25 protein-coding genes are annotated in these 22,943 nt (G+C 59.5%); 13 read left to right on the top strand and 12 right to left on the bottom strand.

Annotated features, from left to right (window positions below; all coding sequences use genetic code 11):
* Nucleotides 1-74: 74 nt before the first annotated feature.
* On the bottom strand, nucleotides 75-401 hold the full coding sequence (locus VJU77_11230) for a hypothetical protein (protein ID HKP03916.1): 327 nt from the start codon (nucleotides 399-401) through the stop codon (nucleotides 75-77).
* Between the two features lie 287 nt (nucleotides 402-688).
* On the bottom strand, nucleotides 689-2,002 hold the full coding sequence (locus tag VJU77_11225) for a M48 family metallopeptidase (protein HKP03915.1): 1,314 nt from the start codon (nucleotides 2,000-2,002) through the stop codon (nucleotides 689-691).
* A 193-nt stretch (nucleotides 2,003-2,195) separates the two neighbouring features.
* Between VJU77_11225 and VJU77_11220 the strand changes: the two genes are divergently transcribed.
* Nucleotides 2,196-2,519: an MmcQ/YjbR family DNA-binding protein gene (locus VJU77_11220; protein ID HKP03914.1), complete on the top strand. Its 324-nt coding sequence runs from the start codon at nucleotides 2,196-2,198 to the stop codon at nucleotides 2,517-2,519.
* Between the two features lie 16 nt (nucleotides 2,520-2,535).
* Here VJU77_11220 and VJU77_11215 read toward each other — a convergent pair whose 3' ends face one another.
* The 3 genes from VJU77_11215 to VJU77_11205 all read right to left on the bottom strand — a co-directional run bounded on the left by VJU77_11215 (nucleotide 2,536) and on the right by VJU77_11205 (nucleotide 3,859).
* Nucleotides 2,536-2,784 (bottom strand): DUF3303 family protein, encoded by a 249-nt coding sequence (locus VJU77_11215; GenBank protein HKP03913.1) that lies wholly within the window; start codon nucleotides 2,782-2,784, stop codon nucleotides 2,536-2,538.
* Complete coding sequence (locus VJU77_11210; GenBank protein HKP03912.1) at nucleotides 2,781-3,173, bottom strand: DUF1801 domain-containing protein; 393 nt, start codon at nucleotides 3,171-3,173, stop codon at nucleotides 2,781-2,783. Before VJU77_11210 ends, VJU77_11215 begins: the two co-directional genes overlap by 4 nt.
* 212 nt (nucleotides 3,174-3,385) lie before the next feature.
* The gene (locus VJU77_11205) at nucleotides 3,386-3,859 is read right to left on the bottom strand and encodes an EthD domain-containing protein (GenBank protein ID HKP03911.1); all 474 of its coding nucleotides are present in this window, start codon (nucleotides 3,857-3,859) and stop codon (nucleotides 3,386-3,388) included.
* A gap of 272 nt (nucleotides 3,860-4,131) precedes the next feature.
* On the opposite strand from VJU77_11205, the gene VJU77_11200 reads away from it, so the two are divergent.
* Nucleotides 4,132-4,887: a pyridoxine 5'-phosphate synthase gene (locus VJU77_11200; protein ID HKP03910.1), complete on the top strand. Its 756-nt coding sequence runs from the start codon at nucleotides 4,132-4,134 to the stop codon at nucleotides 4,885-4,887.
* A gap of 138 nt (nucleotides 4,888-5,025) precedes the next feature.
* Nucleotides 5,026-5,409, top strand: a complete 384-nt coding sequence (acpS, locus tag VJU77_11195) for a holo-ACP synthase (GenBank protein HKP03909.1) — start codon at nucleotides 5,026-5,028, stop codon at nucleotides 5,407-5,409.
* Between the two features lie 83 nt (nucleotides 5,410-5,492).
* Here acpS and VJU77_11190 read toward each other — a convergent pair whose 3' ends face one another.
* The 5 genes from VJU77_11190 to VJU77_11170 form a co-directional block, all read right to left on the bottom strand.
* Nucleotides 5,493-6,104: a hypothetical protein gene (locus VJU77_11190; protein HKP03908.1), complete on the bottom strand. Its 612-nt coding sequence runs from the start codon at nucleotides 6,102-6,104 to the stop codon at nucleotides 5,493-5,495.
* A gap of 442 nt (nucleotides 6,105-6,546) precedes the next feature.
* Nucleotides 6,547-7,803 (bottom strand): folylpolyglutamate synthase/dihydrofolate synthase family protein, encoded by a 1,257-nt coding sequence (locus tag VJU77_11185; protein HKP03907.1) that lies wholly within the window; start codon nucleotides 7,801-7,803, stop codon nucleotides 6,547-6,549.
* 17 nt (nucleotides 7,804-7,820) lie between these two features.
* Nucleotides 7,821-8,672, bottom strand: coding sequence for an acetyl-CoA carboxylase, carboxyltransferase subunit beta (gene accD / locus VJU77_11180; GenBank protein ID HKP03906.1), 852 nt, complete (start codon nucleotides 8,670-8,672; stop codon nucleotides 7,821-7,823).
* A gap of 6 nt (nucleotides 8,673-8,678) precedes the next feature.
* Nucleotides 8,679-9,401 carry a ComF family protein gene (locus VJU77_11175; protein ID HKP03905.1) on the bottom strand — a complete coding sequence of 241 codons (723 nt, stop codon included), beginning with the start codon at nucleotides 9,399-9,401 and terminating at the stop codon, nucleotides 8,679-8,681.
* Complete coding sequence (locus VJU77_11170; GenBank protein ID HKP03904.1) at nucleotides 9,385-10,260, bottom strand: CPBP family intramembrane glutamic endopeptidase; 876 nt, start codon at nucleotides 10,258-10,260, stop codon at nucleotides 9,385-9,387. The genes VJU77_11175 and VJU77_11170 overlap by 17 nt, the downstream gene beginning before the upstream one ends.
* Before the next feature lie 25 nt (nucleotides 10,261-10,285).
* Here VJU77_11170 and VJU77_11165 point away from each other — a divergent pair, with 25 nt between their 5' ends.
* The 4 genes from VJU77_11165 (at nucleotide 10,286) to VJU77_11150 (ending at nucleotide 12,415) form a co-directional block, all read left to right on the top strand.
* Complete coding sequence (locus VJU77_11165; protein ID HKP03903.1) at nucleotides 10,286-10,546, top strand: hypothetical protein; 261 nt, start codon at nucleotides 10,286-10,288, stop codon at nucleotides 10,544-10,546.
* A 68-nt stretch (nucleotides 10,547-10,614) separates the two neighbouring features.
* Complete coding sequence (locus VJU77_11160; GenBank protein ID HKP03902.1) at nucleotides 10,615-11,331, top strand: TlyA family RNA methyltransferase; 717 nt, start codon at nucleotides 10,615-10,617, stop codon at nucleotides 11,329-11,331.
* Nucleotides 11,307-12,173 (top strand): NAD(+)/NADH kinase, encoded by an 867-nt coding sequence (locus VJU77_11155; GenBank protein ID HKP03901.1) that lies wholly within the window; start codon nucleotides 11,307-11,309, stop codon nucleotides 12,171-12,173. Before VJU77_11160 ends, VJU77_11155 begins: the two co-directional genes overlap by 25 nt.
* Nucleotides 12,170-12,415: a hypothetical protein gene (locus VJU77_11150; protein ID HKP03900.1), complete on the top strand. Its 246-nt coding sequence runs from the start codon at nucleotides 12,170-12,172 to the stop codon at nucleotides 12,413-12,415. The genes VJU77_11155 and VJU77_11150 overlap by 4 nt, the downstream gene beginning before the upstream one ends.
* Before the next feature lie 142 nt (nucleotides 12,416-12,557).
* On the opposite strand, the gene VJU77_11145 is transcribed toward VJU77_11150, so the two are convergent.
* Complete coding sequence (locus tag VJU77_11145) at nucleotides 12,558-13,760, bottom strand: NHL repeat-containing protein (protein ID HKP03899.1); 1,203 nt, start codon at nucleotides 13,758-13,760, stop codon at nucleotides 12,558-12,560.
* 140 nt (nucleotides 13,761-13,900) lie between these two features.
* Entirely contained in the window at nucleotides 13,901-14,398 is a 498-nt protein-coding gene (locus VJU77_11140; protein HKP03898.1) for a hypothetical protein, read from the bottom strand.
* Nucleotides 14,399-14,514: 116 nt separating this feature from the next.
* Here VJU77_11140 and VJU77_11135 point away from each other — a divergent pair, with 116 nt between their 5' ends.
* From VJU77_11135 to VJU77_11110, 6 genes are all read left to right on the top strand, one after another.
* A complete protein-coding gene (locus VJU77_11135) occupies nucleotides 14,515-15,261 on the top strand; it encodes a metallophosphoesterase family protein (protein ID HKP03897.1) in 747 nt (248 codons plus the stop codon).
* An 84-nt stretch (nucleotides 15,262-15,345) separates the two neighbouring features.
* Nucleotides 15,346-17,289, top strand: coding sequence for a kelch repeat-containing protein (locus tag VJU77_11130; protein HKP03896.1), 1,944 nt, complete (start codon nucleotides 15,346-15,348; stop codon nucleotides 17,287-17,289).
* A gap of 233 nt (nucleotides 17,290-17,522) precedes the next feature.
* On the top strand, nucleotides 17,523-19,322 hold the full coding sequence (locus tag VJU77_11125) for a kelch repeat-containing protein (protein HKP03895.1): 1,800 nt from the start codon (nucleotides 17,523-17,525) through the stop codon (nucleotides 19,320-19,322).
* A 176-nt stretch (nucleotides 19,323-19,498) separates the two neighbouring features.
* The gene (locus VJU77_11120; GenBank protein HKP03894.1) at nucleotides 19,499-21,427 is read left to right on the top strand and encodes a kelch repeat-containing protein; all 1,929 of its coding nucleotides are present in this window, start codon (nucleotides 19,499-19,501) and stop codon (nucleotides 21,425-21,427) included.
* Between the two features lie 68 nt (nucleotides 21,428-21,495).
* The gene (locus tag VJU77_11115) at nucleotides 21,496-22,020 is read left to right on the top strand and encodes a hypothetical protein (protein HKP03893.1); all 525 of its coding nucleotides are present in this window, start codon (nucleotides 21,496-21,498) and stop codon (nucleotides 22,018-22,020) included.
* Between the two features lie 216 nt (nucleotides 22,021-22,236).
* On the top strand, nucleotides 22,237-22,830 hold the full coding sequence (locus VJU77_11110; protein ID HKP03892.1) for a hypothetical protein: 594 nt from the start codon (nucleotides 22,237-22,239) through the stop codon (nucleotides 22,828-22,830).
* The last annotated feature ends 113 nt before the right edge of the window (nucleotides 22,831-22,943 follow it).

Genomic DNA, 22,943 nt, shown 5'->3' with positions numbered 1-22,943 from the left:
CCGGCGGTTTGTAAACCGCCGCTCCTTGTCCTTCTATTCGCGCCTGTTCGCGTTCATTCGCGGGCAAAATCTTCTTAAGGAATGCGGAGCGCGTTTGGAATGCCGAGTTGCTGGTAATCCTCGGTCGTAAAGCCCGTTCCCAGGATAAGGCCGGTCCATGTTCCATCTTTCTTCTTCAAGAACACCCAGGCCGGATCGGTCGCGTCCTGGTCTTCTGGCGCCACTTTAACCCGGGCGAAATCGTCGGCGACCTGCTCGACGGTCACTGTTATCTTGGTCATCCCCGAGTTCGCCGCGACGTAACTCTTGGTCGCCGCAATGATCGCCGGCTTTTCATCCGCCGCGGAAAGGAGATTCGTCAGACCGACAACTACCGCGCAAAACAGAAGCAACTTTCTCATCAGCTTTCTTACCCCAGGGAGCGGCGGTTTGAAACCGCCGATGTCGTTGTCCCGGAGCGATGCCGAATCTTGACGGCTTAAAGCCGTCAAGATTTGGGCGGGTTGCATGCACACTGTAGCGGCGGTCTCGGACCGTCGAAAACGAATGAAGAAAAGCGGCGACGGTCTGAGACCGCCGCTACAAGGGAAAAGCGTCCACGGTCTGAGATCGCCGCTGCAAGGGCGGATAAGGGGGCGACGGTCTGAGACCGCCGCTACAGAAAGGCGATCGGAGATCGCAGCCGAGGCTATTCGCCGCCGGCGGGCAAATGGGCGGCTTTCCAATCCATGGCCATCCGGATCCGGGCCCGGCCGCTGGGATGATCGAAGAAGACAAATTCCTCGAGCGGAGTCGGGTCCAGCTTTCGGTATTCGCCTAATTTGAGGGCCACTTGCGCCATCCCATCCGGTTCCCGGGCGGTGTTGATGCTGAAGGCGTCCGCTTCCCGCTCCGTCACCCGGACCGCAGTGTTGATTACCGGAGTAAGAACAAAGAAGACGGTGGTGAAAATCAGGGAGAGGAGCGGAAGACCGGCGACGTCCGAAATGCCGCGGACGCCCCATCTTTCGCCCCACCGATACACGGCCACGGCGAAAAAGGCCCGGAGCGCCACGAACCCGAGAAGGAAGAACAGGCTGAAGTAGATGACGAGCTTGAAGCTGTGGTTCAAAATATAATGGCCCATTTCGTGGGCCATCACTTCACGGATTTCCGGCAGGGTGCAGCGCTTCAGTAGGTTGTCGTTGAGCGCGATCCGGGTGGTCCCGAGGAATCCGGCGACATTCGCGCTGACCCGTTTGGTCTGCCGCGAAGCATCCACTTCGAAAACCTGAGTGACCGGGATCTGGTTGGCGCGCGCCATGGCCAGGATCGGCTCGCTGATCGTCGGGTCGTTCAGCGGCTTATAGGTGTTGAAGATCGGTTCGATATAGACCGGCGAAAGCATGATGCCGAGCACGGTGAAAATGATTGCGACGATGGTTCCCCAAACCCACCAGGAGCGCGGCGCAACGCGAAAAACAGCGTAGAGCCCCATCAGGAGCAGGCTCGTTATGATCAGGTTCAGAATGACGAACTTCACCTGTTCGCTCATCCACTGGCCGAAATTTTGGTTCGCCATTCCGTAGGCGTGTTCCCGGACAAAACTTTCGTAATAGTGCAGCGGGAAGTTCAGAAGAAAGATGATGAGCAGAATCGGGATCGAATAGAGAAGGATCTGCATGGACTTGAACCGGGTGGTGCGTTCCGCGAAATCGCGCACTCGCGCCGAGATGCGTGAAGCCAGCAGAAAAATCGAGATCGAGGCCGAGACCAGGAAATTCCAGAGGATGAGCCAGTAGCCGCCTTCGAAGTAGGCGTCGGACTTCTGGCGCTTGTCCGGCGGAACGGTGTCGAGCCAGGCGCGCGTTGCCGTGGCGGGATCGGTGCCGGGTGCGATGGAAGGAGTGGGATAGGCGGACGGCGCAGGAGAGGGAGACGGGGGGGGCTCCTGGGCCAACGCGGGTGAAGCCGCCAGCAGCACGGAAAGAGCGAATAACAAAATCAGCACGAATGACTTCATACGGCGGCGAGGGTAAAGAAACGACAGACGGCGTCAATGAGAGTTACTACGGAGCGGGGCGCTCATGCGAATCGGGGTTCGAGCACGAGGACGAGGACGAGGACGAGTGCGAGGACGAGCAGGGGGACGAGGCAGATGGGGTGATGAGGAACTTCCTATTGGCGCCAGCCTTCGGTATGATGATTGGAACGCCATGACGCCCACGCAGTTTCGCAAGATCGCGCTGAGTTTCGCCGGTGCTTCGGAAAACGCGCACATGAATCATCCTGATTTCCGCGCCGGGGGAAGGATCTTCGCGACGCTTGGCTATCCGGACGCCGAACACGGCATGGTGGTCCTGCCACCGGAGGAACAAGCGAAGCTGATCAAATCTCATCCGAAAGTCTTTGCGCCGGCTAAAGGCGCCTGGGGAAAGCGAGGGAGCACGACGGTGCGGCTGGAGCTCGTCGACAAGACGACATTGCAGCGAGCGCTCGAGCTCGCCTGGCGAAACAAATCGGCGAAGAAAGATCGCTAATCCTCAGGAGGCGTTTTCAAGCTGGCTTCTCGCCCAGCTCGATGATTTCAAATCGGACCAGGTCGCGCCAGTTCTCGGTCCACCGGTCGAAGAGCGCTGGATCGCTCGTTTCCATTAATTGGAAACAGCGACCGCCTTCTTTCTCCAGCCAGCTATCGATGTAAACCAATCCGTCCGGGAGCATCCGACCCCTGGCCCGGAAACGCTCGTAGATCTTCTCTTTCGCTTCCGGCGCGAAGTGCTCGATCACCATGTATCGATTCATGGGCGTTTTGCTGCCACCGTTGGATCGCCCAGCTTTTTGTTGAGAGCCACCGCGGTTTTCGTCAGTTCCTGGATTGTCTTCTCGTCGATCGCGTCTCCTGCGCGAAGTTCAAGCGTCGCCATCTCGTACTTGCCGCCCGGTTTAAGTCGCGGCTCAATTTTCCGAAGTCGCTGGCCCCGCCAAAATCCAAACAGCACCCGCTCATCCTCCGCCCGGATCAGCAGCAAAGGCCCGTTGGAAAAATAGACGAGATGGCCCCACTTGATGACTTCGTCGACGCCGGCCGCGCGGCGAACCGTTGCGCGAAGCTGCTCGACGCTCTTCCGGCGCCAACCGCTCAGCGCCGCAACATACTCATCCGGACTGGAGGCGGCCGGCGTTTTTTTCATGACCATGTTTCCTGAAAATAGCCCACCGCTTTAGCGCTGGGAATCTGGAAAGGAGAGCAGCCAAAGGCCCATCAGGGACGGAAAGCAGGGGCAAATTTGCGCATGAACGCAATCATGGTTTCTGCCATCCTGCGGGACTCGATGAAAGCGGCAACGTTCACCCAGCGCTGAAGCGCGGGGCTATTCTCGGCATTCCGCGGGCAGAAGAAATATTATCCCGGCGATTCCGCACTCGTTGTGGAATCAAAGATCGAATGTTCGGTGGTGATGAAGACACATGATTGAGAGAAATCGATGAAATGGGTTTCATCCTCCATTAGTTTCGCCATGACCTCCGAGCCCTCGGGCGACGCCATGGCGGCCTTAAGGTCTTCGACACTGTTCCACCAGACTTCAGTGATACCGTCGTAGGCCGGCGCCAGGCCACGCGACTTGAGGAAGACCTCGTTCAACTCGGGCGAGCAAGTGTGGCTCTGCACATAGCGGCGCGCGCGCATCGCTTCGGCCGCGTCCTTGACCTTGGGGCCGTGCGTGTTCAGCCAATAGTCGTAAAATTCTTCGGGCGAGATGTCGGCGCGCCGGCACAGGCAATAGACGAGCTTCACCATGGCGAGATTCTCGGGGACGATTTGGTAATCGAGGCAACACAAATCGCTGCGCGTCGTCAATCCGAAAACGCTCGTCAATCGTTGCTCGTTACCTCCTGAAAAGCCCAGCGCCTTAGCGCTGGGAATCTGGAAACGGGATCAGGCAAAATCCCTTCAGGGACGGAAGGAGCGCCAAATTTGCGAGGGGACCCAGTCATGGTTTCTGCCATCCCTTCGGGACTTGATCGAAAAGACAACGTTAATCCAGCGCTAAAGCGCTGGGCTATTATCAATTCGTCCCGAATGGGACGCGATCGGGATGACCTCAACGAAAACTTGCCCGCGCGACGTGGCTGCATCCTATTCCATCCGTGACAGACGGATTGAAGCTGGGGGTCAATATCGATCATGTGGCGACGCTGCGGCAGGCGCGGTATGCGACCATGCCGGAATCGAAGAATGCGGAGCCGGACCCGATTGCGATTGCCGGGATTTGTGAGCGAGCGGGGGCGCACGGGATCACGGCCCATCTGCGGGCGGACCGGCGGCATATTCTGGACCGCGACATCGAGCGGCTGCGCGAGAGCATCATGACGAAGCTGAATCTCGAGCTCGGCAACACGCCGGAAATCGTCGATATCGCGCTCCGGATTTTGCCGGATGAAATTTGCCTCGTCCCGGAGAAACGCCAGGAGGTGACGACGGAAGGCGGCCTGGACCTGGTGGCGAACCGGAAGGAGCTGGCCACGACCGTGAAGCGGTTCCAGTCAGCGGGGGTCAGGGTGAGCATGTTTATCGATCCGAAGCTGGAGCAGGTTGACGCCGCGGCGGAGCTGGCGGCGGACATGGTGGAACTGCACACCGGCAAACTCGCGAACGCGTTTACTGACAAGATCGCGCAACAGGAGCTGGAACGGCTACGCGCGGCCGCGGACGCGGCGGCCGGAGCCAAGCTTCAGGTGAACGCGGGCCACGGGATCAATTACCGGAACATGGCGCTCATTCTCAAGATTCCGCACCTGGTGGAATTGAACATCGGACATTCCATCGTTGCGCGGTCGGTGTTTGTTGGCTTTGAAACGGCCGTGCGCGAAATGCTGGCGCTGATGGAGAATTACAAAGGATAGTTCGAATGACGAAATCCGAATGACGAATGACGAATTAAGGACCAGCGGGGGTGGCAGACTTGTAGGGCAACCGCATCGGTTACCACCGTCGCGTTCGGCAGGCGGAGCGCCTGCCCTACAATCGTGTATTCGCAACCGATGAGCGTCCTGGGCATCGGCGTCGATCTGGTGGAGTGCGCGCGGATCGAGCATTCGCTGGAGCGATTCGGCGAACGGTTTCTCCATCGCGTTTTTACGGCGGGGGAGATCGAGTATTCGCAGTCGATGAAGTTTCCGGCCCGCCATCTGGCGGCGCGTTTCGCGGCCAAGGAAGCGGTCTCGAAAGCGTTTGGGACCGGCATCGGAAAAACGATGGGCTGGAAAGACATCGACGTTCACCGAAAACCGAGCGGCGAACCTTTCGTCGTTCTCGAGGGGGGCGCGAAGAAACTGGCGGAAGAACGCGGGATCGGCTCCGTCTGGGTTACGTTGAGCCATACCGAACATCACGCGATGGCGATGATCGTGCTGGAGGGCTTGTAGGCGGGCGCACCGCCTGCCGGTTTATGCGGTGGCAACCGGAGCGGTTGCCCTACAATTGGAAAAGCACGCGAAACGCTTGGCTGCTACTTCGTCGCCATTTCGTCTGCCCAGGCTGGTTTGTCGGCGGCGAACCGTTCCAAAAGGTGGTCGTAGTTGCGGATCAGTCTTTCTTCCGCCGGAACGAGCTCGTTGAGAAAAAGACTGATGGAATGGGTGAGGTCTTTTGCATAAGCCGGCGTCTCGCGATCGGAGCGCGGAGTGCTCAGGGAGCTGAGAAAGCCTTGATTATGTTTCTCGAGTGAATCCTGGAGCCGGTAGATGTCGGTGAGCGCAAGCACGAACCCGGAGGGAAGTTCCATCAGGGTGAAGGTCCCGGAGACCACTCGCCAGGCCGAATCGCGCAGGGGAGCGGAGTGGGGGCCGCTCTCGAAAAACGTGCCGGGATCCGGCGCGTTGTTTTTCACCGCGGCGGCATATTCGGCTTGGAGCTTGCGATGAAAAGGAAGGTAATTCTGCGACTGAAGAAGTTGTTTGTTCGCGGTGATTTCTTTCACGAACGCGGCCTTGGTGTCGGCCACACGCCTCACTTTGGCCTGGGATTTCTGCCAGTTGTCCACCCCAAGCGCGGCCAAAATACTGAGAACAATCATGATCGGCTGAATGATCAGTTGGGTGAGCCAGGGCCGGTCTTTCATGGTCGAATAGGAAGATTGGCAGCGAGCGTAAGAATTGAAAAGCCCGGCGTTGCGGTTTTGGGGAGAGCCATACGTGGGAGAGCAGGGGCGAGGTCTGAGACCGCCGCTACAGGACGGCGATGAGCGAGTTCGATTAGACGCAGCAGGCGATCGCACGGATTAAGTTGCTGGCGGAGGAGGAATCTTGACGGCTTAAAGCCGTCAAGTTAGTGCGCGGCAAGGAGCGCCGGATGAATCTTGACGGCTTAAAGCCGTCAAGTTTGGGCAAGCCACGGAGTGCCGGTTTGACGGTTTGAACCGCCGCTTAGCTATTGCGGCAATAAGACGTATTAGCGCCGGATGAATCTTGACGGCTTAAAGCCGTCAAGTTTGGACCGCGGCAAGGAGGCGTCTTACGGACAGCGTTTTTTGGGGGCGGTTTGGAAAGCGCGCTTCCTTGGAATTATTGGGCGCAATCTTCGAGGGAATCCGGATCGCCAGCGAGGAGCGCCAGCGCTTCACCGGCGAAATGCAACGAGCCGGTGATGAGGACGCGGTCGGGATTGGAGCGCGCGGATTCGAGGGCGGCGGTGAGCGATGGAGTGATGGAGGTCCGAGCCGGACTGGCGGTTGGGAGTGATGGAGTAATGGAAGAGATTATCTGCGCGGCTTCGGAGGGTGGAAGGGCGCGTTCGGTGCGGATTTGGGGGAGGAGGAAGCGCGCGGCGATAGGGGATAGTGCGCGGCAGATTCCGTTTAGGTCTTTCTCGCGTAAGACAGCGAGGATGATGGTGGCGCGCTCGTTGGGAAATTGTTCTCGCCAGGTTTTGGCGAGGACGCTTGCGCCAGCGGGATTATGCGCGCCGTCGATCACGATGCGCTCGTCCCAGCGCTGAAAGCGGGCGGCCCATTCGACGTTGGCCAAGCCGCGAACAATCGCGTCATCAGTAACGGAGACGTTGCCGGCGCGTAGCGCGGCGATTGCGAGCGCGGCGTTTTGCTGCTGATGACCGCCGGCCAGGGCAACGTCGAACCAGCGGTCGGAGATCGCCGTTACAAATTCCAGCGGAGAATTGCATTCGACTGCTCGGGCGCGGATCACTTTTTCAGCGGCCGGGTCCTGGATCGCCGAAACCACGGGTCGATTCCCTTTGATGATGCCGGCCTTTTCCGAGGCGATCGCTTCCAGAGTATGGCCGAGCCATTTCTCGTGGTCGTAGCCGATGGGGGTAATGACGGAAACCACCGGTGTGATGGCGTTGGTGGCATCGAGCCGTCCGCCGAGTCCGGTCTCGAGGACGATCAATTCGCAGCCGCATTCCTTGAAGTGAATCAGAGCCAGCGCCGTGGTGATTTCAAAAAAGGTGGGATGCGGGTCCCAGCTCGCCACGAGTTCCCGAATCAGATTGAGACCGGCCGCGACTTTTTCCTCGGCAATCATTTCGCCATCCACTTTGATTCGCTCGCGGTAGGTGACGAGGTGAGGGGAGGTAAACAGGCCGGTGCAAAATCCCTGGGCCCGGCAGATCGAATCGATCATCGCGCAGACCGACCCTTTGCCGTTGGTGCCGGCGACGTGGATGATGCGTTGATTTTTCCCCGGGACCTTCAGCTCGCGAAGAAGGCGCTGGACATTCTCGAGCCCGAGCTTGATCCCGAAACGCTGGGTGCCGTAAAGCCAGCCGAGCGCTTCAGGGTAGGACGGAGAAGGTCGCGGCACCGGGGCCTCTCCCACGTTCACTGCGTGGTGGAAAAGAAAGTGAGGAACTGGCTGATCTGCGCCCGCAATCTTTTGCGATGGACGATCAGGTCGATCAGCCCGTGTTCTTCCAGGAACTCCGCGGTCTGAAATCGTTCCGGCAAATCCTGGTGCGTCGTTTCCTTGATGACGCGCGGCCCGGCGAAACCAATCATGCTTTTCGGCTCCGCCAAAATGACGTCGCCTAACGAGGCGAAGCTGGCCATGACTCCGGCGGTGGTGGGATTGGTGAGGACGGAAATGTAAGGGAGACGTTCGCAGGCGTGCCGGGCGAGGGCGCCGCTGGTCTTGGCCATTTGCATCAGGCTGAGCATGCCTTCATACATGCGCGCGCCGCCGGAAGCGGAAACGATGACAACGGCGCAGCGGTGAGCGGTCCCATACTCGATCGCGCGGGTGATCCGTTCGCCGACGACCGACCCCATGGTCGCGGCCAGAAAACTGAAGTCCATCACCGCGATCGACACCTTGTAACCGTCGATCATTCCGTGCCCGCTCAGGACCGCATCGGTCAGGCCGGTGGCGTCCTGATATTTTTTGAGCCGGTCCTTGTAAGTGGCCATTCCCTGGAACTGGAGGGTGTCCACGGAACGAAGGTTGGCGTCCCGCTCCACGAAAGTGTCGGCATCGAGCAGGCTCTCGATCCGTTCGCGGGCGGACTGGGTGAAATGATAATCGCAATGCGGACAGACGCGCTGGTTCTGGGCCAGCTCGATCTCGTGCACGACCTCCTTGCAACCCGGGCATTTTTGGAAAAGCCCCTGCGGAATATCGCCGCGGCGTTTCTTGCCGCCACCACCGCCAATAGGAGGTCTTTTGAAAATAGCCATGGATAATCAGGCGCGGGCCGCGGTGGCCGCGTAAACGGAAAGCGCCCCGCCCCGTTTCAGGACCCGGGCGCATTCGCTCAGGGTCGAGCCGGTGGTTAATACATCGTCGATCAGAAGCACATGCAACCCTCGCACGTCCCGGTTTTTTCGTAAACGAAACGCGTCGCGCAAATTTTCCATGCGTTCGGAGCGATCATAGGCGGTCTGGGTGGTGGTGTAGCGGATCCGTTCCAGGAGCGGGCGAACCGGAAGGCCGGTCCTTTGGCCGAGCAATTCGGCCAGGAGCGCGGCCTGGTTGAAACCGCGCTCCCGTTCCCGGGCCGGATGAAGCGGAACCGGGATCAGCAAATCGAACTGCCGTCCGTGGAGCCGGGGATCGTGGAGGGTTTCACCGAGCCAGTTCGCGAGCGGGTGACGCAGATAACGATGATGTCCGTACTTGAATTCGTGGACCAGTTTGCGAACCAGGCCCCGGCTCCGGTAGGCCGCGACGGCGGAATCGAAATGCAAGGTACGATGCTCGCAATTGGCGCAGCTGAAGGTCTGGGTGATCGCGCCCGTAAAGGGCTCCGAGCATTTCGCGCAGAAGGGGGCGACGATGCGCGGCGCTCGTTTGCGGCAGGGTTCGCAAATGTATTCGGTCCGCTCAACTTCGCTCGAGCAGACCACGCACGCGGCCGGGTAAAAGAGCGAACAGAGCGCGGGGAGGGGATTAACGTTCGCGAGCATATCTCAACCACACCCTAAGCAGAGCCCAGGTGCCCAGGCCAATGCCCAAAGGCACGATCCCAATCTGGAGGTTCTTGCCCAGCCAGGGCAAGGCGAGAATCTCGCGGTGCGCGATCTTGCCGAAGGCGCCGGCGGCAAAGATCCACCCGGCGTGGAGGCCGATCGGGAGCCAGAGCGATTGGGTCCGCAATCGCGCTTCCGCCAGGATCCAACCGATAAGAAACAGGGTCGTGAATCCGGCCAGGAGCAAAAGCGGCTCGGCGAATTGATCCAGGGAATGCGCGATCGAGACAAAACCTGAGGTCCAGGTGACCACCGACGTCATTTCCTCCGGAGCCTTGAGAAAATGGACGATCGAGAAAATGCCGGCGCTCAACAGGCTGGCGACAAGCGGCCGGCTGCCGCGGAGGAGGACGCCGAGGAATAATCCGCGAAAGAGCGGTTCTTCGATCAACGGAACGATCGCAGTGGTGAGCGCAACGCTGGCGATGGCCAGCCAGGGAATATCGGCGCGGAGCCGGTAGATGCCGGCGAACAGCAGGACAATTCCGCCGCAAAAGAGCGGAACAGCCGCGAGGAGAAATCCGGCCATGGCATCGCGGGCGCGATGCGGGTTGCGAACCAGCCCAAGATCCCGCAGGCCGCGGATGCGAAGCGAGCGCAAAAGCGGCCAGAGAAAAAGAATCGCGCCGATCATGAGAGCGCGATGGAAAAATGCCTCGAAATCAAACGTGGCGAGCACGGGGAGAATTCCGTGCGAGGCGAGCCATTGCGCGCCCCAGAAGAGAAGGGGGGCGGCGAGCGCCCCGAAGAGAATGGTGGCGGCGAAATAGCCGAGCAATCTGGCTGCGTCTTTCAAGAGGCTAATGTAAGATTCCCGGCGGATGCGGAGTCAACACATATGGAAGGAGAAGGACGGCGACGGCCGGAAACGCGAAGTGCGCGTGACGAAGTTCGGCGGAGCCTGGCGTTTCCAATCGAAATACACGGATGAAAGCGACTGGACGTATTACGATCGTCCGTTGCTCGATGATTTGCTGGCGCTCAAGGACATCGTTTTCCGGAAATATCAGCGGCGCAGAGCCTCTTCGGAGGACCTGGATTCGATCGAGAAACTGCTGCGCACGTATGCGCGGGAGGAATAAGTCCTAAACGACGTAGATGAGCTATCAGAGGAAGCGTGGCTGCTAAACCAAAACGCGCGCGATTGGACATGGTTCTCGTCGAGCGGGGGTTTTTCCCGAGCCGTGAGCAAGCGCAACGCGCCATCATGGCCGGCGAAGTGAAGGTAGGGGACGCAGTCGTCGACAAGGCTTCCGTTACCGTCGCCCAGGACGCGCCGGTTTCAGTGGAGGCGCAGTCGCGCTACGTGGGCCGCGGCGGCCTCAAACTCGAGGGGGCCCTGGAGCACTTCGGGCTCGATGTTGCCGGAACGACCGGGCTCGATGTCGGCGCTTCCACGGGCGGGTTCACGGATTGTTTGCTCCAGCACGGCGCGACGAAGGTTTACGCGATCGACGTTGGACATGGGCAACTGGCCTGGAAAATCCGGAACGATCCCAGGGTTGTTGTCCGCGAGAAACTGAACGCGCGCTTTCTGAGCCGCGCCGATGTTCCCGAACCGATCGGCCTCTGCGTCATCGATGTTTCTTTCATCTCGCTGACTTTGATCTTGCCGGCCGTCTTCGAGTTGGTAACTCCCAACGGTGTGATCCTGGCCTTGATCAAACCGCAATTCGAGCTTCAGGCTTCGGAGGTGGCCCGCGGCGGAATCGTGCGCGATCCGGCTTTGCATGAGAAAGCGCAAAATAAGATTCGCGATTTCGTGCTCAATGCGGGACACAATGTGATTGGTTTGGCTGCCTCCAGGATCACGGGCACGGATGGCAACCAGGAATTTTTCATATGCGTCCGAACAAAATCGGCCTGATCGCGCACACCGGGAAGCCGGGTGTGGCGGAATTGACCGGCACCCTGGTGAAGGAATTTGAGCGCGTCGGTTTGTCGGTTTTGCTCGAAGCGGACACCGCCGATCTGGCCGGAATGAAACCCGGCCGCAGCATTCCGGACCTGGGCCGCGAAACAGACCTGCTGGTTGTTCTCGGTGGAGACGGGACGATTCTTCATCTCGTCGGACAGCTCGGCGACAACATCAAGCCGGTCTTCGGAATCAACATGGGCGCGCTCGGGTTTCTGACCTGCGCGAACTCCGCCGCCTACGTCGAAGCGGTGGAATCGATCGCGGGCGGAAGGATGGTTTTTAGCGAAAGAACCCTGTTGAACGTCGAGGTGAAAATTCCCGGCCAGGCGAGCACGGCCATGACCGGTCTCAACGACGTTGTGCTGAGCCGCGGTGAAGTTTCGCGGCTGGTCCAGTTAAAGGCGAGCGTGAACGGCGAACCGCTCACCGAATTCAACGCTGACGGTTTGATTGTCGCCACGCCGACCGGATCGACCGCCTATTCGCTCTCCGCCGGCGGCCCAATCCTGGCGCCGGAGTCGGGCGCGTTTGTGATCACGCCGATCTGTCCGCACGTCCTGACCAACCGATCGATCATCGTGGGCGAGGACGCGCTCATCGAAATTGAAGTCAGTGAACGAGAGTATCCTGTCTTCCTGACGGTGGATGGCCGGGAGCCGCTTCGGATCGAGACCGGGACGATCGTCGGGATCAGGAAGTCCGGCCACGTTTTGCCCCTGGCTTCGCTGCCAGGTGTCTCTTTCTTCGGAGTGGTCCGGCAGAAACTAAAATGGAGCGGGAGTAACATATGAGCATGGCCGTCATTCACGCCCACAGCGATTCGGTGTTGGCGCTACGAATCGTGTTCAGCATTCTGCTCGCGATCGTTTTCTTCAGCGGCCTTTACATCTTCCGCATCCGCAAACGTCTCTTCGATCGCGATCCGCAAGTGACCGGCGATCATTACGGCGCCCGCAACCTGCGCCTGTGGCAGGTCATCCTGGTCTGGATCCTGGCCATGGATCTTTTGATCATGGCGCTTTGGAAGCTGTAGCAACCTCTCCGGCAGGATGGAGACGGCCTGCCCTCAGGCCGTGGAGCCAAGGCATGAAGCAGGAAAGCGAATACGCTGCAGAATTCTGCAGCAGAGCCTAACCTCTCCGGCACGAAGGCGTGCCAGCTCCATTGCGCGGCGCTTATTGCAGATTGTAAACGTCCACCACTGCGGTCCCGGCTTCTCCGGTAGCGCTGCCGACCACGGCCGTGAACGCTCCCCCAGCGACGAAGGTCACGATCGCTGCCTCATTGTCGTTCGTTGGCTGCAGAGTGGTGTCGACAATATCCTGTTCCTGGGTGTCCCGCCAATTGTTGTTCGAGGCGATCAGGGTCCCCGCGGCATTACGCAATTCAATCACTGGATCCGGCAGCGCGTTGGTCACGCCGAACGCGGAAAGCGACGGGCCTAGTGCTCGCACAATAATTCTCGTGCCCACCTGGCCTGTGCCGCCCACGTTGAAGCCGGCAATCAAAGTGTTGTCGCCACCCTGGACCAGTCCGCGGGTGCTCACGTTGAGCAGGACATGCGGGGCGGGCTCGATGGCGACGAACGCCGGCGTGTTGAATTCGCTGGAGAAAATGTTGCTGCGCGACCCACTCGCGGTGTAGCGGAACGTGCCGCCACTTCCATTGTCCGCCACGACGAGCGTGCCCCCTCTTTCAAAAGCCAGGCCATACGGGCGGCTCAAGTCGGATGCAAACGTGGTCCGCGACCCGTCCGGCGCGAATTTGAGGATCGTTCCGTCTTCCGAAATCGCCACGAAAACATTGTCCGCGCTGTCGATGGCGATGCCCGCCGGAAAGTTGAGGCCGCTCGCGAAAGTCTCCTTTGTTCCATCGGGGGCGATTTTGTAAACCTGGCCGCCGGAGAAGCTCGTGGAGAAAAGGTTTCCCCCGCTATCAAACGCCAGACTCGAAGGGTTTCCGAGGCCGGTAGCGAAAGTCGTCCGGTTTCGAACCCTGTCGTACTTAAGAATATTGCCGCTGCCGGACTCCGCGACGTAGAGATTACCCGCCGGATCGAACACCAGGCCGTTCGGGGCACTGAGTCCGGTGGCATAAGTGGATGCCGTCGCGTCGGGAAGGGTAAACGTCACGATCTGGCTGCGCCCTGGGTCCGACACGTACACTTTCCCCAGGCCGTCGCAAACGATGCCCTTGGGATTGCTCAATCCGCTGACGAACGTGGTCGGGGTTCCGCCGACCGGTCTGAAGCGCAGGATATTGGTCTCGTTGGTCTCCAGAATGTCGTCGGCGGCCGCGCGAACAGTGGACGCCGCGAAAGGAAGTGCCGCGAGCGCCGTCAAGGCCAGCAGGCAACGCAAGAAAGTCGTTTTGGTCATGGTGTGAAAGTTCCGAGCAGGCAATGTCCTAAGCAAAGGGCGCTCGTCAACCGTCCGATCTTGGAATGCATCGAGCGTAAAAAATACCCGATCTCGGTTTTTTGCCGGTTGGATACTTCCGGGAGGGCCGGCCGGCGGCGTTATTCCGCAGGCTTGATCGCCGCAATCACCGGCTCCGCGCCGCCGTTCATGGAAAACATCGAGAAGTAGGTTTTCCCGTCCGGAGTGAAAATCGTGTATTCCATGAACCCGAGATCGGTGGTGACCTTCGCCTTGTACGCCTTGTGGCCGGCCACAGTTGTTTCTTCCGGGGCGCCGCTTTTGGTGGCCTCCATTTCCTGCATGTCCAGCAGGGCCATTTTCGTCAGGTTCGCTTTTGCCGAGGCGTCATCCGTGATCCCCGCACTGGCGGGGAGCGCCTTTATGGAAAGGTCGGCCTCGCCGCCGCCGGCCATGAGCTGAAGCCTGGGCGCGCCGGCCAGGTCGCCGGCCTCGATCCAATCCGCTTTCCAACCCGACGGTAGATCGATCGTGAATACGGGTTTGTCCTTGGGAAATCCGACCGATTCCGCTCGGAGCGACGCACCAAATCCGCTCGAGAAGAGAACCAGAAGCGCCGTCGAAACCCCTATTTTCATCGAATCAAGTCGTTCAGGAACGCTCCTGGCAATCCTGGACGCCGGAGCTTTCCTTTCTTTTTGATATTCGAACCCGGCAGATTTTGCCATGATCAAATTCGTGGCGATTGTCTGACGTGCGGGTCGCGGCCATCTACGATATTCACGGCAATCTTCCCGCGCTCGAGGCGGTCCTCGCTGAGATTCGCCAGGTAAACGCCGACGAGATTGTCGTGGGCGGCGACGTCGTTCCGGGCCCGATGCCGCGCGAGACGTTGGATCGTCTGCTCGATCTCGATCTTCCCGCCCGGTTTCTTCAAGGCAACGGCGATCGGGTGGTGCTCGGCGCCATGCGTGGCGAAGAGCCGGGTGAAGTGCCGGAACCATTCCGGGAACAGATTCGCTGGAATGCCCGGCAATTGACCGCCGCACACCAGAAAGTGCTGGCGACGTGGCCGAAGACAATCCGGATGAAAGTGGAGGGGTTAGGGGACGTCCTCTTTTGCCACGCCACGCCGCGGAACGACACCGACGTGTTCACCCGGTTGACGCCCGAGAAAAGACTGCTGCCGCTTTTTCAAAATCTCGACGTCGATTTTGTCGTCTGCGGTCACACTCACATGCAGTTCGAACGAATAATCGGCGGGGTGCGGGTCATTAACGCCGGCAGCGTTGGGATGCCGTTCGGAGAACCAGGGGGCTACTGGGTTCTTCTCGGGCCTGAGATTCAACTCCGGAATACGTCCTATGATCTCGCCAAAGCAGCGGAGCGCATTCGGACGACCAGCTATCCGCAAGCTTGCTCCTTTGCGGACCGAAACGTTTTTGGGCCGCCGTCCGAAGCAGAAATGCTCGGAGCCTTTGGCAGGGTTGAGCTCAAATAAGGTGGGGGATATGCCCGCCGAAAGACTTTTCGCCGAACAGCCTGATGGGCGTTGCGAAAAGCGATTCGGGGAGTATATTCGGCGATGAACGTAGAAACTCCCGCAGAACATCGAGCGCTCTCCGGTTTTCACTGGGTAACGGCTGCCCGTCGAGGTTTGGGATTGTTGGCCGCCAAGCGGGTGGTCTTTCTGTTGCTGGTCCTGGGTGCGGGATTGCTGATGGTTCAGCCCGCTGAGGGCCGTTCCTTCGGTTTTGAAAGGACCGGTAACCTTGCTCAGGTACAAGCGGGCCACACTGCAACTTTACTTCAAGACGGCCGGGTGCTTGTCGTTGGAATCAACGGCAGCGCCGAACTCTATGATCCGGCAAGCGGGACATGGGCGGCAACCGGTAGTCTTCTTCAGTCCCGGTCGGGGTTCACAGCCACGCTCCTTTCCAATGGCAAAGTTCTTGTGGCAGGCGGGTTCTACCAATCCGGGCTCACCACCGCAGAACTTTACGATCCGGCTACCGGCTCATGGACGATGACCGGCAGCATGGCGGTCCCTCGCTATGCACACACGGCAACACGATTGCCCGACGGCAAAGTCCTTGTGGCAGGAGGTATTCCGCAGCCCTCCCAGTGGTGGCAGTTTCACCCCACCAACGCGAGCACGGAGTTGTATGATCCGGTCAGCGGCACTTGGACCAGGAGCGGTGACCTCCAGCGCAGCCGCGAAAGTCACACGGCGACATCGCTGTCTAACGGCAAAGTCCTCGTGGCAGGAGGTCAAAGCGGGGGATTTTCGGCTGGTCTTTACGTTGCGCCCGTTGCGGAACTCTATGATCCGGCAAGCGGGACCTGGTCCTCAGCCGGCTTGATCCCGAATTATTATTCCATAGGTCACAGGGCAACGTTGCTTCCTAATGGTAACGTGTTGGTGACGGGCGGTTACCTTAATAAAGCGTCTTTGTACGATCCGGTTAGTAACACCTGGGCGGAGACCATGGGGATGTCCGTTTCCCGCAGTTATCACGCAGCGGTGTTGCTGCCTGACGGCACGGTGCTCGTCAGCGGTGGAGGCGGCATTACCGCGAAAGCCAGCGCAGAACTCTATGACCCGGCGACGGGTACTTGGACGGCCACCGGCAGCCTTAACGAGGGTCGTAGTGCTCACACAGCCACGTTGCTGCCCAACGGCAGGGTGCTTGTGGTTGGGGCAAGTGAGACGAGCGCTCTCGCGAGCGCCGAGCTATATGGGCCCAAGCCTACACTGCTCAACATTTCCACGCGGGTAAATGTCCAGGCAGGAGACAACGCCATGGTCGGCGGATTCATCATTACCGGGACAGAGCCGAAGACCGTGATCGTCCGTGGGATTGGACCCTCGCTTGGTGTGCCTGGAGCGCTCGCCGACCCGAATATCGAAGTGCATGGTCCTTCCGGCGAGCTTCTCGCAACCAACGACAATTGGGGTGACGCGCTGACCAGACAGCAAATCATCGATAGCGGGCTGGCTCCAACCAATGATTTGGAATCGGCGCTTTGGGGAGTGATCAATCCCGGGGCTTACACGGTAATTGTGCGCGGCAAGAATGAGGCAGCGGGCATCGGCCTGTTCGAAGCCTATGATCTCGGTGAAGCAGAGGATTCGAACCTCGGTAACGTCTCGACGCGCGGCCCCGTCCAAACGGGCGACAACGTTCTGATTGGCGGATTTATTGTTGGAGGAGGGACGGAAGGTTGGACCGCGAAGGTAGTGGTGCGCGCGATTGGACCATCGGCTCCGATCTCAGGCGCCCTGGCAGATCCTACCTTGGAGCTGCGAGATGCCAGCGGGACGCTGCTAGCTTCCAACGACAACTGGAAGACGCAGCCGGATGGTAGCAGTCAGCAAGCCGAAATCGAAGCGACCGGTCTTCAACCTGCCAACGATTTGGAATCAGCGTTGCTTCAAATTTTCCCAGCCGGCAGTTACACGGCCATTGTCCGCGGCGTAAACAACACAACCGGCGTTGGCGTGATCGAGGCTTACAACCTGCCCTAGTGTTTTTAGTTGCGGAAAAAGATCGTGGAAGGCACCCTCGACACGTGACTGCAGAAGCCCCCGCGGCAAAGCGTGAGCCCCCATTTCGCCCTCAATGGTTGGCCCCTTGCCTCAGATGCCTGCGGGATGCGGTGAAAAAGCGGGGCGCGCTTCTATTGTTTGCCTCGGCCTTTCTGGTCGCGCAGCCGTGCCGAGGCGCGGCTTCTGATGGTTTTGAGAACACCGGGAACCTCTTGATCGCCCGCTCTGCGCCCACCGCGACCTTGTTGCCCAGCGGCAAGGTGCTCATAGCAGGTGGCTTTCATTACGAGGATAACTATCCAACGCGGTTCTTTGTTACGAGTGCTGAACTGTACGATCCGGCGAGCGGAACCTGGAGTGCCACCGGAAGCCTCGAAACCGGCCGCTGCGGTCACACCGCGACGTTGCTGCCCAACGGCAAGGTGCTCCTCGCAGGAGGTCAGACGGACTCTTCGATCCCTACCACCAACTCCGCGGAACTCTACGACCCAGCAACCGGGACATGGACGACTACCGGGAACCTCGTGAAGCCCCGCGTAGGCCACACAGCGACATTGCTACCCAATGGCAAAGTGCTCGTGGCGGGAGGCGGTACTCTTTACGGGCCCGCTATGAACAGTGCGGAACTGTACGATCCGGCGACCGGGACCTGGACGGCGACTGGCAGCCTCGCTGGGGGCCGCAGTGGCCACACGGCGACATTGCTGCCCAGCGGCAAGGTGCTCGTGGTGGGAGGTGTGACCACAGAACCGTCCTATCGCGAGATAGCTACCGCGGAGCTGTACGATCCGGCCAGCGGAGTCTGGACGGCGACCGGCAGTCTCACGGCGGAACGCAGTGGCCACACAGCGACATTGCTGCCCGGCGGCAAAGTGCTCGTCGCAGGAGGCGGTAACGGTAGCAGCGGATGGCTCTCGAGAGTGGAGCTTTTCGACCCGGCAAGCGGCACCTGGGCACCGGCCGGCAGTCTCGTTAACCCGCGCTTTGAACCAACGGCGACGCTCCTGCCCAGCGGCAAGGTGCTCTTTGTATCAGATGGATTTAGTCAATTCTCCCCTCCAATAAACGCCGAACTCTACGATCCGGTGAGCGCGAGTTCGACGGCGACCGGCAGCCCCTTCACCATGCGTTGGGAACACACGGCCACCTTGTTGTCCAGCGGCAAGGTGCTTGTCGCAGGAGGTACTTTGGGCCCTGTTAGTTTAGCAAGCGCGCAACTTTACGGGCCCAAACCCGGTTTGCTCAACATTGCCGCGCGGGTGCATGTCCAGACTGGCGACAATGCCATGATTGGCGGATTCATCATTGCGGGGACGCAGCCGAAGGCCGTGATCGTTCGTGCGATCGGACCTTCCCTGTCGGTGCCCGGAGCGCTGGCGGATCCGGTCATCGAAATTTATGATTCTTCCGGGGTCCGGACCGACACCAATGATAACTGGAAGGACGCGCCCAGCCGCCAGGAAATTATAGATAGCGGGCTGGCGCCGAGTAATGATCTGGAGTCAGCCCTTTATAGCGTGATCAATCCCGGCAGTTATACCGTCGTGGTCCGGGGTAAGAACAACGCTGCTGGTATTGGTGTGTTCGAAGTCTACGACTTGGACGAAGCAGCCGATTCCAGGCTGGCCAATGTCTCGACGCGTGGCGTGGTGGAGAATGGCGACAGCGTGCTGATCGGCGGACTGATTGTCGGGGGGAACAACGGCGCCGGCACGGCCAAAGTGCTGGTGCGCGCACTTGGACCATCGGTTCCGGTAGCGGGCGCCCTGGGGGATCCCACCCTGGAGCTGCATAATGGCAGCGGCACCCTGATAGCTTTCAACGACAACTGGGGGGTGCGCCCTGACGGCAGCGATCAGTCCGCGGAAATCCTAGCTACGGCTCTGATCCCCACGAATGAATTGGAATCGGCTCTGCTCGAAACTTTCCCGGCCGGCAATTACACGGCCATTGTCCGCGGCGTAAACAACGCGACCGGCGTGGGCTTGATCGAGGCTTACAACCTGCCCTAGTTCCGGGGCGTTCGTCAGGCGTTCGGCTGCCTCTGGTAGTCCTTCCGAAACAGCCTGTTTGGCCGTTGCGAAAGGCTATTTGGGGAGTATGTTCAGCGATGACCGTAGAAACTCCCGCGGAACCTCCATCGCCCTCCAGTTTTCCTTGGGTAACGGCTGCCCATCGAGGTTTGCGAGTGTCCAAGCCGATCGCATTCCTATTGATCCTCTTGAGCGCCGGCCTGGTATTCGTCCAACCATGCAGCGGCGCTGCCTTTGGTTTTGGGTTCACGCGGAGCCTCCTGACCGCACGCACTCAGCACACGGCGACGCTACTTCCTGATGGAAGGGTGCTGGTCGCGGGTGGAGCTGGCACCAACAACCCGGGCATCAATATTCTCGCGACCGCAGAACTCTACGATCCGGCAAGCGCAACATGGACCAGCACCGGCAGCCTCCGGATGGGGCGGCGGCAGCACACAGCCACATTGCTGGCCAACGGCAAGGTGCTCGTCGCAGGTGGAATTGGCGTCGACGAGGACGATCTCACCAGCGCAGTGCTCTACGACCCCGCGACGGGAATCTGGACGACTACCGGCAGTCTCTCCGGCGCCCGAAGTCAGCACACCGCAACGTTGCTGCCCAACGGCAAGGTGCTCGTCGCGGGTGGTATTCATTACGGATCGGGTTATGGCGGCGGATCCACGCTCTGGACCGCGGAATTGTACGATCCAGCCAGTGGTACCTGGACATCGACCGACCGCCTCGCCACCGGACGCTTCCTCCATACGGCGGAATTGCTACCGAATGGCAAGGTGCTTGTCGCGGGAGGCCTAGAGGAGGGCATCAACCTCAACACTCTCGCGAGCGCGGAACTGTTCGATCCGGCCAGCGGAACCTGGACGGCGACTGGCTCTCTCGCCACGGGACGCTTTTCTCATACAGCAACGTTGCTGCCCGATGGCAGACTCCTCGTTGCCGGAGGGGAACACTTTTTCCAAAGCGGGCAAAATATTCTCGCGAGCGCGGAACTGTACGATCCCGCTAGCGGCACCTGGACAACGACGGGGAGCATGGCCAACGCTCGAATTACTCACCGGGCGAGTTTGCTGGCCAACGGCAAGGTGCTCGTCGTCGGAGGATACAAACAAGGAGGCATCCTTCTCAACAGCGCGGAATTGTACAACCCGGCGACCGGGACCTGGACAGCGACCGGGCCCCTTGGCGTCGCCAGGCCTTTCTTTACGGCGACGTTGTTGTCCAACGGCAAGGTGTTAGTCGCCGGGGGCGGGTGGTTAGGGTACGGCACCACCTATTACGATTACGCGGAACTGTACGAGCCAATACCTACGTTGCTGAACATCTCCACCCGTGTGCGGGTGGAAACAGGTGACAACGCCATGATCGGCGGATTCATCATTACCGGCACAGAGCCCAAGACAGTGATCGTTCGCGGGATTGGACCCTCGCTCGGCTTGCCGGGGGCGGTCGCCGACCCAACCATCGAAGTTCACGGTCCTTCGGGCGAGCTCCTTGGCGCCAATGACAACTGGGGTGACGCCCTGACCAGACAGCAAATCATCGATAGCGGGCTGGCGCCGGCGAACGATTTGGAATCGGCGCTTTGGGGCGTGATCAATCCCGGGGCCTATACGGTCATTGTGCGGAATAAAAACGGCGCCCCGGGCACCGGCCTATTCGACGCCTACGATCTCGATTATGCCGCTGACTCGAAACTGGCTAACGTCTCAACGCGCGGGCTTGTCCAAACGGAAGACAACATCCTCATCGGCGGGTTTATTGTCGGGGGAGGGACCGAAGGCTCGATGGCGAGGGTGTTGGTGCGCGCCGTAGGACCATCGGTTCCCGTAACGGGACGCTTGGCGGATTCCACCCTCGAGCTGCGCGATGCGAGCGGGACCCTGCTCGCTTCCAACGACAACTGGAAGACGCACCCTGATGGCAGCAGCCAGCAAGCCGAAATCGAAGCGACAGGTCTTCAACCTGCCAACGATTTGGAATCAGCGTTGCTCCAAACTTTCCCAGCCGGCAATTACACCGCCATTGTCCGCGGAGTAAACAACACTACCGGCACAGGGTTGGTCGAGGTTTACAACCTTCCGTAATGTTTTTGATCCGAGCCTCGTTCGACGCGAGAAAGCGGACTTAACCATCAATGTTCCTCCATTTTCCCATGTTAGTTAGATCGGCTGCCACGGCTTGCGCCATCATCGTAGCGGTCGCCCAGGTCATCGCCGGGAAGCCGGCAGAGCCAGCGAGCGTCGTTTACACGGTCAGCAGCAAAGCGCCGGTGCTGGATCGAACTGCCGCGAAACTGTTTTCCGACGAATATCGGGTTGTCACAATCAAACCAGGCGGGGAGTTTGTTCCCGCGCGGGTAAAAGGCAACGACGTCTATTTCGGATACTACGATCCGCGCCCGATGCGCGAGACGAAAACGCCAGCCAAAGCCGCCGTCGGTTTCATCATTACCGCCGAAGGTTACGTAAAAGACCTGAGAGTGTTGGAATCGACTGACCCGCGGGTCGCCGATCACGTGATCAACCAGATACAGATGCGCCGCTTCGTGCCCGCCAAATATCGCGGCGTCGCTGTCGCCAGCCTTGAGTACAGGGGGGCGCATTTCGGGCCGGTGAATGACAAAGACAGCAGCATGTTCAAAGACGGTATGGGCATCATGGGCTACCGGGATCGGTAGCCGCCAGCCGGACATTCCTCGAGATCTGGGCGTGAATCGACCGCCTCGGGATTCCGGAAAGGGCGCCGCCTAAGCCGGATTTCGGCTTCTTATTGCAGCGGCAAGCCGGAGCGGAGGGTTTTAGACGTCGCTCCAAAGGGCCACTGACGCTTAAGAGCCTTGACAGTTGATCGGCATCGGTTGCTGACTCTCAGCAAGCACCGCATCGAGCCCAATATGAGATTAACCCGAGTAATTGCTCTTTGGCTGGCCGTTATGCCAGCCGCTCTCCACGCCCAAAAAATCGAACATTCAAAACTGGACCCCGTTTGGGACATGAACCCGGCCGCGGGATTCTATGCCAACAAAGAAACCGGGGTCTCGTTCACCCAGTACATGGGCGGATTTAAGGGTATTAATGCCTATACTTTTTCGCGGGATGGCATTTCTCGTTTCGAGTATTGGGGGGAAAAAGGAATGATAGATATCTATCTGACTCACCGCGCTGCCGTCAACCTGCCGCGGCAGCGGGATTATGCCACGCCGTTCTTTAGAAACTATCGGCCATTGCTACTCAAGAACGCCGGAAAGATTGGGTTTGAGAGTTCCTCCGATCTGCTTTACCAGGCACACGGCAAACGGGGAAAGGGACACAAGATCAATCTTCATCTCGTTTCGTCTCCCAAGTACGACGGCAAGTCGGTCTATGACGAGTTCGGAGTCGTTCAAATCGGCGAATTTCTGCTTTATTATCGGGGGACGTTCCTGAGCAAAGAAGGCTTCGACGACCTCGCGAAATTTCTCCGGGCGCTTGGAATCACATCGCGGTAGATCCGCCCTTTTCTCAACCGCTGTGAAATTCCGGAACGTTTTTTTTCTGCTTGGGCTTGGAATCGGAACTCTCTTTGGCGGGGAGGGGCGAAAGCAAGAGCTTCCGCCCGAGG

The organism is Chthoniobacterales bacterium, from assembly GCA_035274845.1.
GTDB lineage: Bacteria > Verrucomicrobiota > Verrucomicrobiia > Chthoniobacterales > UBA10450 > AV80.
The sequence above is the reverse complement of the archived record's forward strand: the minus strand, read 5'-3'. Positions and strand labels throughout refer to the sequence as shown.